Below are 11,186 nucleotides of genomic sequence, written 5' to 3'. Positions count from 1 at the left end.
ATGGAGGCGCTCGATCGCTCTGACCGCATAGAGTATCTATTCGTAGGTAGTGGCGAGCCATTTGATCGAATCCTCCACGTCGATCCGTCGGCGGTCAAGCGCTTCCGTCCGGCGCCGTTCGCGGTTGTTAAACAATTCCTATGGCAGCCCGAGGCTATCAAAATAGCGGCGACAGAGCAGCTCGACGCACTCATTTTTCTCGGCAACCCGAATTTTCTGTCGACGTGGGTTGCGGCCTGGTTAGCGCGCCGTCGGCACATCTCTGTCCTGTTCTGGGAGCACGGTTGGAAGCGTCGCGAGGGCACAATCAAAAGCAACTTGCGACTTCTCTTTTTTAGGCTTGCCGATCGGATGCTCGTGTATGCCCCGCGTGCCAAACGGTTGGGAACGGCGGCAGGATATCCGGAAGAGCGCATCGATGTTGTCTATAACAGCCTTGATTATTCAACCTCGGATCGCTTCTTCAATCTCATTGCTCGCGGCGATCTAAACGACGTTGATCCTGACAGCTTCTTCCGGGAGCGAGGCTGTCCGATAATTATCTGCACAGCGCGTCTTACCCAAGCTTGCCGTTTCGATCTCCTGTTTGAGGCGGTGGAGATTCTGAGGACCCAGGGAACGCGTTGCAATGTGTTACTGGTCGGAGACGGTCCAATGGCTCAATCTCTGAAGAATCTAGCAACTCATCTCGCTCTGCCAGTACATTTCTTCGGTGCTTGTTATGATGAGCGGGTATTGTCACAGCTCCTCTACAGATCGACCGTGACCGTGTCGCCGGGCAAAGTTGGCCTAACTGCGATGCACAGCCTGATGTACGGCACACCAGTTATCACTCACGACAATGATGATGAGCAAATGCCAGAGGTAGAGGCGGTCCGGGAGGGGGTAACCGGAGCGCGCTTCAGACAAAATGATCCGAAGAGCCTTGCGCGCGTTATTTCTGCATGGTTGAGCCCGGAAATTGACCGAGAGCAAATACGATCTCATTGCCGTGAGGAGATCGCGGCCCGTTGGTGCCCTACCGTCCAGGCCGAGATAATCGAGACCGCCATCTTTAAAGCGAGATCTCATGGGTAAGCGAAGTGCAATTGCCGCCCGAGCAGAGGAGCCCGAACGAGCAGCTGATGCCATTATTGCGCGCAGCCGAAAGGAAATCGAAGGCAGCGGAAAGGCATTCATTCGAAGATTGCTGGTCCCGCTGTTCCGATCTGTATATAGGCTCGACGAAGTGGGCGAAGGCTTCCAGGGGCCACGTTCTGGAATGATCAAGATCGGTCGCGGCAGCCGAATTGGACGTTATGTGTATTTAGGGCCTCAATTCGAGTGCCACGGCACGGTTGTCATCGGTGACCTCTGCCTTGTTTCCTCCGGGTGCAAAATAATCGGGGTCGATCACGCTTTTGGAATCGTGGGTACGCCGACCCGACTCGGTATGCCAACGAGAGCACGATCTGTGACCGTGCTCGGAATGGATGTGTGGATCGGTATGCGCGTGCTCATCATGGAGGGTGTGCGTATCGGTTCCGGCGCGATCGTGGGCGCAGGAGCCTTGGTGACGCGTGACGTGCCTCCATACACAATTGTTGGCGGTGTGCCGGCGAAGGTTATTGGACATCGCTTTTCCGCACAGGACCAAGCAGCACATGAACGAATCGTACGCGCGTCATCGAACGCGATTCAATCCAGTTAACTTTTAAGCTTTCCACAAAGATACGGAAACCATCTATGGTTGACCTTGCGGTGATCATTCTCACATTCAACGAATCGATTCACCTCGCACGCGCTATTGAATCAGTCCGTGGGATAGCGAAGGAGGTGTTCGTCGTTGACAGTCACTCAACAGATCGAACAACAGAAATTGCGGAGGGAGCGGGAGCGAAAGTTCTGCGCAACAAATTTGTGAGCCAGGCAAAGCAGTTCGATTGGGCCCTGGCGAACGCGCCAATAACGGCGGCGTGGGTGATGCGTTTGGATGCGGACGAGATTATCGAATCGGATTTGACGGCCGAAATTCAGAAACAACTTCCGCTCTTGCCACCGGATGTCGTAGGGGTGAACCTAAAGCGAAAGCACATCTTCATGGGGCGTTGGATACGTCATGGCGGTCGCTATCCTCTCATACTGCTTCGAATTTGGCGCACGGGCCATGGCCGAATCGAACAGCGTTGGATGGATGAGCATATAATTGTCGGGGGCGGAAGGACTGTAACGCTCGATGGCGGATTCTCGGACGTAAATCTAAACGATCTCACGTTCTTCACGGATAAACACAATAACTACGCTACGCGCGAAGCTATCGATGTGCTTACCCGAAAATACCGGCTCGGTCCGCTCGAAGAGCTAAGTTGGGAATCCGCATCTCAACAGGCGGCTTTGAAGCGACGCATCAAGGAGCAGGTCTACAACCGCTTGCCATTCTGGTTCGGACCGCTGTTCTACTTTATCTATCGTTATGCGTTTCAACTCGGTTTTTTGGACGGCCGACCAGGCCTAGTTTATCACTTTCTCCAGGGCTTTTGGTATCGGTTTCTCGTGGGTGCGAAAATCGAAGAGTTCGAATCCAAGTTGAGCAAGTGTGAGGGAAATGAACAACGGTTGGCGGAGCTTGGGCGGCTGACGGGCTATCATCTCGCTTGAAGTTATTTTCGCGCGTAAGCGACCATCGATTTTGCAAACGTTGGGACACGTCCGACGCGCAGGAAGCGAACGTCTTTGAATCCCGTCTCTTCCAGGAGTTTCGTCAACGTTCGGATGGACCAAAACTTGATGTGGCCGTTATCCCACAAGGCTGTAAAATGTGCGTCTAGTTTTCCCGCCAGGGCGAGTGCCACATTTTTGAGATATCCATGATACGGCGTGCTAATGATGGCTATGCCACCCGGAGAAAGAAGGTCGTAAACGGTGTTCGCGTAATCGCGGGGACTGTAGACATGCTCAACGACCTCGAGGCTGACGACGATATCGAATTTCCCGTAGACTTTCGCGAGATCATCATAGGCGGATGCTCGATCGATTGTGAGGTGCGGATAGTTTTCTTTTGCTTTCCGAACTCCATCTTCGGAAGGATCGACCCCGACAACGGAATATCCGCGCTTATGCAGTAGCTCCGCAACTGATCCGTTGCCACAGCCGAGATCCATTAAGCGCAAGCTCTTTGCCGGTCGACCAATGCTATCCAGAATTGAGATTAGCGACGGCACCAAGTATGAATGAGCTTGATTCAATTCGGCATCACGGAATTTGTAACCAGATATTGAGCTCAGCTCTTTCATATCACTTTCCAGGGCATCTGTTCGCGTATGTTAAGAAGTTGGTCGTTCCGAGTTCAATAGGCTGCGTTCTGACCAAAGCCAATCGCAAGGGTTCGAACCGCAATTTTGATATCCAACCAAAGACTCCAGTTGTTGATGTACCACAGATCATACTCCACGCGCTTCTGCATCATGCCGACGGTGCGCGTTTCTCCGCGATAACCATTAACCTGGGCCCAGCCGGTGATGCCGGGCTTGACGTGGTGGCGGAAGGCGTAGTTGCCGATGATCTGCTCATATTCCGAGTTGTGGGCGGCGGCGTGCGGGCGGGGGCCGACCAGCGACATGTCGCCCTTGAGCACGTTGAACAGCTGCGGCAGCTCGTCGATCGAGGTCTTGCGCAGCCATTTGCCGATGCCGGTCACGCGCGGGTCGTTCTTCTGCGCCTGCACGATCTTCGGGCCGTCCTCGAGCACGCGCATGGTGCGGAACTTGTAGATCTTGAAGGCGCGCCCGTTGAAGCCGTTGCGGGTCTGGCGGAAGAACACCGGCCCCTTCGAGGTCGCCTTGATCGCCAGCGCGGTCAGCAGCATCACGGGGGCGAACACCATCAGCGCCAGGCTGATGCCGGCGAGGTCGAGCGTGCGCTTGAGCGCGCGTTCGTTCCACGACAGCGGCGCGCGGCGCAGCTCCGCCGTGAAGGTGCCGCCGGTCGATCGCAGCGGATAGCGCAGGAAGCGGGCGGCGTGGGCATCCGGCACCAGATGCACGGGAACGGGCAGGATCTTCAGCGCGTCCAGAATGCTGTCGATGGCGTGCTGCCGGCTCCAGTTCATCAACAGGAAGATATGCTCGATCCGGTTCTCGCGCGCATAGGCGATCAGCTCGTCGAAGCGCGGCGCGATCGCCGACAGCAGCAGCGGCGAGGCGAGATCGCTGCCGCGGATCTCCATGATCCGCATCAGGCGATAGCCGTGCTGGGCGAGGTCCATCATGGTGTTGGAGGCGGCCGGCAGCCCCAATTCGGCGATCATGATCGCGCGGCTGTTGGCGAACGCCCCGGTGGCCAGCGCCCGGGCGGTCCAGCGGCCGATGGCCACCTTCCAGGCGAGCAGCACGGCAAGTCCGACCAGGTAGAACGAGATCGTCGTGCCGCGGGAAAACTCCTCGCTGACCTTCATGGTAAAGGCGATCGCCAGCAACGCCCCGAACAGCCCGGTCCACGTGGTGACCGTGGTGCGGAACATGCGCGACAGGCTGGTGATGTTCTTAAGACGGTAGCCGTGCTGGACCGTCGTCAGCAGGACGAAGTTGATCGCGACCAGCACGCTCGCCGCGGCATAGACATTCGCCTTGCCGAGCGCCGATTGCGTGTAGAGATGGTAGACAATTGCGCATCCGAGCCCGCTCAGCACCACCAGCACGGCATCGCCGACCATCGCCATCCGTTCCACGATCGATGGTCGAAGAAAGCTCCATGCCGAACCCTGAGATGCGGGCGAAACCTGCTCCAGCAGGCGAATTTCCGTAGCGGAATCAGGCACAGACGCTGATCTGGGCAATAGAATTGTCATCGCGTTAAAACTCACCTACGACCAATTCGCTATCCGAATACACAGTGCTATCGAGCAAAATCGCAATAAAAACAAGGAGAACGCAAAAGTAACCTTACTTCAACAGATCGATTGTAGCGCATTTGCCCCTGCCTGATATGTTAAATTTCATAGTTCCTTAGGATGGCTTCAGTGCCTCAGACCTGGTCCCGACGGCGATCAAGGCGAAGGTCCAGCCGGTATGTGGCGCCCGGTCTTGCGGCCGTTGCCTTGCTGGGTCTTGCCCTTGTCGCACTACGCCCGGATTCCGTGCCGCTGCGGCAAGCGTCGAACCCAGCGGCGGCGGCAACTCTGCTCCTCGATGGACCCTACGCGGCGCGCTTTGCCGGCGAATTGATTGCGCTCAAGCAGGGCTTTTTTACTTCCCGGATCGCGTTGGGGCCGCACCCTGATGACCCGAATTTCGTCGAAAAGATCGCGCGCGAGCATGCCATTGGCGTGACAAGCGGCCAGAAGTTTCTGCTGGCGGCGTGGCGCGGCGTTCCGGTAACGGCGTTCGCAGCAAGCTTTCTGGATACATCGATCGCGATTTTTACCCTGGAAAGCTCCGGGTTGCGCCGCCCCCCTGACCTTCTCGGCAAACGCGTCGGCTATCGCAGGGCCAGCGAGGGGGACGTCGTCTTCGATGCGATGATGGCACAGCTCGGCCTGCCCCGTAGCCAAGTGACGAAAGTAGCCGATCGCAACAGCTTCGATGCGCTCCGCGCCGGCGAGGTCGACGCCATCATCGCTGCCATCGATGATCAGCCAACTCTGTCCGGTACAAACTATGTCCGGCTGAATGTGATCAAGCCGCAGGACTACGGTATTCATGTCCCCGGGCTGGTCTATTTTGCCAGCAACGACCTCATTCATGACCGCCCATCCGTGATTACCGACGTACTACAAGGCCTGATCCGCGGCTGGCAGTTTGTCTATGCCGACTATGCACGGAGCGTGCCTGTTCTAGCCAGTTTCGCGCCGGAAAGGCTCAGCCCGGACCGTCTGAAAGCCGAGTTGCAACAGCAGCGAAGCCTCGTGCTGCCGACCGGCGGCCGCATCGCCGATTATGACGAAAGCCGCTGGAGGACCCTTCGGGACATCCTGACGTTCGCGAAGCTCGGTGAGGAGGACGTGCCGCTCGCGCAGACGGTGGACTATCAGTTTCTTCGTGACGTCTACCGCCGCTCACCCGACCTTGGCGCTCCGGGCGCCTGGAGCGGAGAGAACTAGGGCCGAGAAGCCACAGTACTGTGCCATTTCGCATCTGCCGCAAATTTGCCGCCCGGAATAGTTGCGTTTCGCCGGTTGGGCTTGGTAATCTACCCCGGCTATTTAGGGCGATTTCTGGGGTGATCGATGGATCTCAGTGCTGCCGGAACAGTCCGCAAGGGTTGCTTCGCTGGTGAGGTCCGTTAGGGCAAAGGGAGCATTACGGATGAAGACGTTTGCGCGCGTGGGTCTTTTGGCATTGGCCACTTCCCTGTTTGCTGCCACCTGTGCAGAGGCTGGCATGCAGATGCCTGCAAGCGCGCCCTTGCTCACCGGCGCCGCCCAGGTAACGCCGGTTACTTTTTGGGCGCAGCCCTATCCCTACCGGTATGTGCCGTCGCATCACTGTCCGCTCGTTCGGGTGGAGACCCCATACGGTTGGTATTTGGACCGCGTCTGTGCGCCCATGGGCCCGATCCTCCGGCGCGCATACTGATCCGCGCCTAGCGAGATGACGTTTTGGTCGACGAAGCAGTCGTGCGGATAGCGCGGCTGCGCTGCCTGTTTTCGTGCCAGTCGTCCGCATCGAGTCTATGCACGTTGCTGCAGTTCACCATTAATACCTTTGCCTGGCCAAGCGGGCTGCTCGATGGTGAAGATTGTGTTAGCAATTGAGATGGCACGCGAGCCCTCGCTACCGGCGCATCCGCGGCACGTAAAAGGGCTGAGTTGTCGGTTTCCGCATAGGGAAGACCGAGTCAGGGGGTAAATATGACTGGGGCTTCTACCTACGAACTTTCGGGCAAGCGGGTCTTCGTCGCGGGTCATCGTGGCATGGTCGGTTCAGCCGTATTGCAGCGTCTCGCTTCCGAAAATTGTACGGTGCTTTCTGCGGATCGTCGCGAGTTGGACCTGACCAAGGAGGAGCCGACGCTCCGATGGCTGGAATCGAACCGTCCTGACGCGGTGGTGCATGCTGCCGCGAAGGTTGGGGGCATCGCGGCGAACAGCAGCTTTCCCGTGGACTTTCTCTGCGAAAATCTCGCCATCGAGCTCAATGTGATCCGCGCAAGTCACAGCATCGGTGTGCGGCGCCTCTTGTTTCTGGGGTCGTCTTGCATTTATCCCAAGCATGCCAAACAACCGATCGCCGAGAGTGAATTACTGACCGGGCCGCTCGAGCCGACGAACGAATGGTATGCCATCGCGAAGATCGCGGGTCTCAAGATGTGCCAAGCGTATCGACGGCAGTACGGGGACGATTACATTTCGGCGATGCCTACCAACTTGTACGGCCGTGGCGACAACTACCACCCCGATCACAGTCATGTACCGGCCGCGCTGATCCGTCGCTTTCATGAAGCAAAGCTTGCGCAGGCGCCGACCGTGAGTGTCTGGGGCACCGGCACGCCGCTTCGAGAGTTTCTCAACGTGGAAGATTTCGCGGACGCCTGTATCTTCCTTCTCAAGAACTATTCAAGCGACCAGCCGATCAATGTCGGGAGCGGCGACGAACTGTCCATTGCAGATTTTGCGAGGACCGTCGCCGAAGTCGTCGGCTACAAGGGCCGACTCGTTTTCGATGCGGCTAAGCCTGATGGCACTCCCCGCAAGTTTCTCGACAGTTCGCGCATCAGGGCGCTCGGATGGCGACCAACGATCTCTCTGCACGCGGGGCTCACCGCTGCATATGACGATTTTCTACGCGGCTACGGACGTCACTTGGAGGTGGCCGCTAGCTGAATTGGTGAGTGTTTGATTCTCAAATCTTGAAACTTTAATCGTCAACTTGGACTTCGTTTGATGCGTATTTTGTTGGTCGGCATCAACTATGCGCCCGATCTGATCGGCGTTGCAAAATACAACACGGAGCTTTGCGAAACTCTCGTCCTTGAAGGGCACGAGGTGCGAGTCATCACCGCGCCTCCGTACTACCCGGCCTGGAAGATCCCCGCTGATTGCGAGAGAGCCTATTTCAGGGCGCAGTTCATTGATGCTGTCCGTGTCACACGGTCGCCAATATACGTGCCCAAAAATCCGTCCGGTGCCAAGCGATTGCTTCATCATGCATCGTTTGCATTGACGAGCATGGCACCAATGTTGGCCCAGGCATTTTCCTGGCGGCCCGACATCGTGCTTTCGGTTGCCCCGTCTTTAATGTCGGCTGTTTTGGTTTCGACGATTGCTCGTCGAATCAAAGCCACCTCATGGCTTCACGTGCAGGATTTCGAAGTGGACGCAGCGTTCGAGCTGGGGTTGCTCCGGAACAGCTCACTGCGCCAGATGATGCTCAAGACCGAGGCAGCTATTCTCCGCTCGTTTGATCGGGTCTCCACTATCTCGCCTCAGATGCTGGAGCGCCTCTGGGACAAGGGTGTCGCACCGGAACGAACAGTGGAGGTGAGGAACTGGATCGACACCCAAACGGTCTTCCCGCGTCCCAAACAGACCAGATATCGTCAGCAGCTGGGTCTGAGCGAACAGAATGTCGTTGCCCTCTATTCCGGAACAATGTCCAACAAGCAAGGTCTCGATCTCGTCATCGAGGCCGCTGCCGCCCTTGAGTCAAGTCATCCGCACATTCATTTCATCCTAGCCGGCGAGGGGCCTCACAAGGCTAAGCTGATGGAGATGGCGTCGGACCGCCGGACAATTCACTTTCTTGGATTGCAGCCAAATGAGAGCTTCAATGAACTGATGGCGACAGCTGACTTCCACTTGATTCCGCAGAAGTCAGAAGCTGCCGACTTGGTCCTGCCCTCGAAATTGGGCGCTATCTTCGCTTCGGGACGTCCGGTGATCGCGATGGCTGGTGAAGGTACCGGGCTCGCGGCCGAAGTGAAAGGTGCAGGTCTGGTCATTGATCCGGGAAACACCGGTGCCCTAGCTATTGCAATGTGCAAGCTCGCTGAAGATCAGAGCCTTCGCGAGAACCTCAGCACAACTGGCAGGGAGCGCTCAATTGAACGTTGGGATCGTCAAACAATTGTTCGTCGATGGGCTGACGAAATGAAGTTGACGCGTACCAGCTCTAAGGAAGTCAAGCCGCGGACCGCGACTGAAGAAATCGCGCTTCCGGTCAAAGACGTCATTCCGATACCCTAGGAGCAAGTCGCCGCGGGGCTCGGGGGCGACTTATGCTGGGCCTTAGTCTGGATCGTTGTTGGTCCGAGCCAACGCCCCGCCTCGATCTCGGGAACTCGTCTGCATTCTGAAGCAAGTCACTCGTGACGCGGGAAGTAGCGAAATCCGTGTTGCTTGATTAGTTCATCCCGCTTCGCAGACTCCAGGTCTTCCTTCATCATTTCCTGGACCAGCGTCTCGAAAGAGGTCGTTGGCTCCCAGCCGAGTTTCTGCTTTGCTTTCGTCGGATCTCCCAAGAGAGTCGACACCTCAGTCGGCCGGAAGTAACGGGGGTCGACTGAGACGATGCATTTGCCCGTAGAGGCGTTATAACCCTTTTCATGAACACCGCTGCCTTCCCAACGGATCCGCATCCCAACTTCTTTAGCGGCAACGTTTACGAAGTCTCTCACGGAATGCTGCACGCCGGTGGCGATGACAAAATCTTCCGCCTTATCCTGCTGTAGCATGCGCCACTGCATCTCAACGTAGTCGCGGGCATGCCCCCAATCGCGGAGTGCGTCGAGATTGCCCAGGAATAGCCGTTCTTGCAGACCCAGATGGATTCGGGCGAGTGCTCTGGTTATTTTTCGCGTGACAAACGTCTCGCCTCGAACCGGGGACTCATGGTTGAATAGGATGCCATTGCAAGCATACATGCCGTACGCTTCGCGATAGTTTACTGTGATCCAGTAGGCGTAGAGCTTGGCGACGGCATAAGGAGAGCGCGGGTAAAAAGGAGTGGTCTCCTTCTGTGGAATTTCCTGAACCAAGCCATATAATTCGGAGGTGGATGCCTGATAGAAGCGGGCCGTCTTTTCGAGCCCGACAATGCGCATAGCTTCGAGAATCCGCAGGGTGCCGAGTCCATCGGAATTCGCCGTATATTCGGGTTCCTCAAACGACACGGCTACATGGCTCTGCGCAGCCAGGTTGTAGATTTCGTCCGGCTGCACCTGGCCGACGATCCGAATGAGGCTGGACGAGTCCGTCAGATCGCCGTAGTGGAGCACGAACGGCGGATTGGGCTCGTGTGGATCGAGGTACAGGTGGTCAATGCGATCTGTATTGAAAAGTGAGGTCCGCCGCTTGATGCCGTGGACTTCATAGCCTTTCCCGAGAAGCAACTCGGCTAAGTATGCGCCGTCCTGACCCGTAACACCGGTGATTAATGCGCGCTTTTTGGTCATGCAAATCCCATACAGATTGATGCATGTTTCTAACCCAAAAGCCTGCCGGGAAGCTACCCGCAGCAGAGTAATTATGAGCTGGATTGTTGGCTATTATTAACGAACTGAGCGGTCGCGAGTAGCGGCTTAAAGGTTGTTGCTGGCAGATGAAGCCGCTGTGCAATCGCCATGCAGCCATTGCCTCAATCTGGAGCGTTGCTGGTCCAAAGTGACGAGAGGTGAAGCGGTCAGAACCCGCGGCAAAAAAGGCGCTTAACGATCTAATCCGAATTCGCACTTTCTGGATCGGTTGGGCGTGCGAGCGCCTAGGAAAATGTACTAGATGAGTTTGCGAAACGTCTATCGTCCACACAAAGAGACCTTTTCATGCGCATCGCGATGATCGGCACGGGCTATGTGGGACTGGTGTCCGGCGCCTGCTTTGCGGATTTCGGTCACGACATCACCTGCGTCGACAAGGACGAGAAGAAGATCGCGGCACTGCATCGCGGCGAGATCCCGATCTACGAGCCCGGGCTGGACGAGCTGGTCGCGAGCAACGTCAAGGCCAAGCGGCTCGACTTCACCACCGACCTGTCCAAGCCGGTCGCGGACGCCGATGCGGTTTTCATCGCGGTCGGCACGCCGTCGCGCCGTGGTGACGGTCACGCCGATCTCTCCTATGTCTACGCTGCCGCGAAAGAGATCGCGCAGTCACTCACCGGCTTCACGGTCGTGGTGACCAAGTCGACCGTTCCGGTTGGCACCGGCGATGAGGTCGAGCGCATCATTCGCGAGACCAATCCGTTAGCCGACGTGGTCGTTGCCTCCAACCCCGA

9 protein-coding genes and 1 pseudogene are annotated in these 11,186 nt (G+C 57.0%); 7 read left to right on the top strand and 3 right to left on the bottom strand.

The window, feature by feature from the left end:
- The 3 genes and pseudogenes from AC0L2O_RS21935 to AC0L2O_RS21925 all read left to right on the top strand — a co-directional run bounded on the left by AC0L2O_RS21935 (position 1) and on the right by AC0L2O_RS21925 (position 2,637).
- Positions 1-1,077, top strand: a complete 1,077-nt coding sequence (locus AC0L2O_RS21935; protein WP_473371150.1) for a glycosyltransferase family 4 protein — start codon at positions 1-3, stop codon at positions 1,075-1,077.
- Between the two features lie 379 nt (positions 1,078-1,456).
- A pseudogene (locus AC0L2O_RS21930) lies at positions 1,457-1,621 on the top strand (LbetaH domain-containing protein); the annotation flags it as partial.
- A 104-nt stretch (positions 1,622-1,725) separates the two neighbouring features.
- Entirely contained in the window at positions 1,726-2,637 is a 912-nt protein-coding gene (locus tag AC0L2O_RS21925; RefSeq protein ID WP_473371149.1) for a glycosyltransferase family 2 protein, read from the top strand.
- Positions 2,638-2,639: 2 nt separating this feature from the next.
- Here AC0L2O_RS21925 and AC0L2O_RS21920 read toward each other — a convergent pair whose 3' ends face one another.
- Both AC0L2O_RS21920 and AC0L2O_RS21915 read right to left on the bottom strand, forming a co-directional pair.
- Positions 2,640-3,272 (bottom strand): class I SAM-dependent methyltransferase, encoded by a 633-nt coding sequence (locus AC0L2O_RS21920; protein WP_473371148.1) that lies wholly within the window; start codon positions 3,270-3,272, stop codon positions 2,640-2,642.
- Positions 3,273-3,325: 53 nt separating this feature from the next.
- The gene (locus tag AC0L2O_RS21915; protein ID WP_473371147.1) at positions 3,326-4,795 is read right to left on the bottom strand and encodes an undecaprenyl-phosphate glucose phosphotransferase; all 1,470 of its coding nucleotides are present in this window, start codon (positions 4,793-4,795) and stop codon (positions 3,326-3,328) included.
- A 279-nt stretch (positions 4,796-5,074) separates the two neighbouring features.
- Between AC0L2O_RS21915 and AC0L2O_RS21910 the strand changes: the two genes are divergently transcribed.
- From AC0L2O_RS21910 to AC0L2O_RS21900, 3 genes are all read left to right on the top strand, one after another.
- Entirely contained in the window at positions 5,075-6,076 is a 1,002-nt protein-coding gene (locus AC0L2O_RS21910; RefSeq protein WP_473371146.1) for an ABC transporter substrate-binding protein, read from the top strand.
- 750 nt (positions 6,077-6,826) lie between these two features.
- Positions 6,827-7,798, top strand: a complete 972-nt coding sequence (locus tag AC0L2O_RS21905; protein ID WP_473371145.1) for a GDP-L-fucose synthase family protein — start codon at positions 6,827-6,829, stop codon at positions 7,796-7,798.
- 60 nt (positions 7,799-7,858) lie between these two features.
- The gene (locus AC0L2O_RS21900; RefSeq protein ID WP_473371144.1) at positions 7,859-9,160 is read left to right on the top strand and encodes a WcaI family glycosyltransferase; all 1,302 of its coding nucleotides are present in this window, start codon (positions 7,859-7,861) and stop codon (positions 9,158-9,160) included.
- A 116-nt stretch (positions 9,161-9,276) separates the two neighbouring features.
- On the opposite strand, the gene gmd is transcribed toward AC0L2O_RS21900, so the two are convergent.
- The gene (gene gmd, locus AC0L2O_RS21895; RefSeq protein ID WP_473371143.1) at positions 9,277-10,368 is read right to left on the bottom strand and encodes a GDP-mannose 4,6-dehydratase; all 1,092 of its coding nucleotides are present in this window, start codon (positions 10,366-10,368) and stop codon (positions 9,277-9,279) included.
- A gap of 366 nt (positions 10,369-10,734) precedes the next feature.
- Between gmd and AC0L2O_RS21890 the strand changes: the two genes are divergently transcribed.
- Positions 10,735-11,186 (top strand): 2-dehydropantoate 2-reductase N-terminal domain-containing protein (locus tag AC0L2O_RS21890; RefSeq protein ID WP_473371142.1); only part of this gene is annotated, 452 nt, incomplete at its 3' end.

This window comes from Bradyrhizobium sp. Kon10, assembly GCF_055807395.1.
The sequence above is the reverse complement of the archived record's forward strand: the minus strand, read 5'-3'. Positions and strand labels throughout refer to the sequence as shown.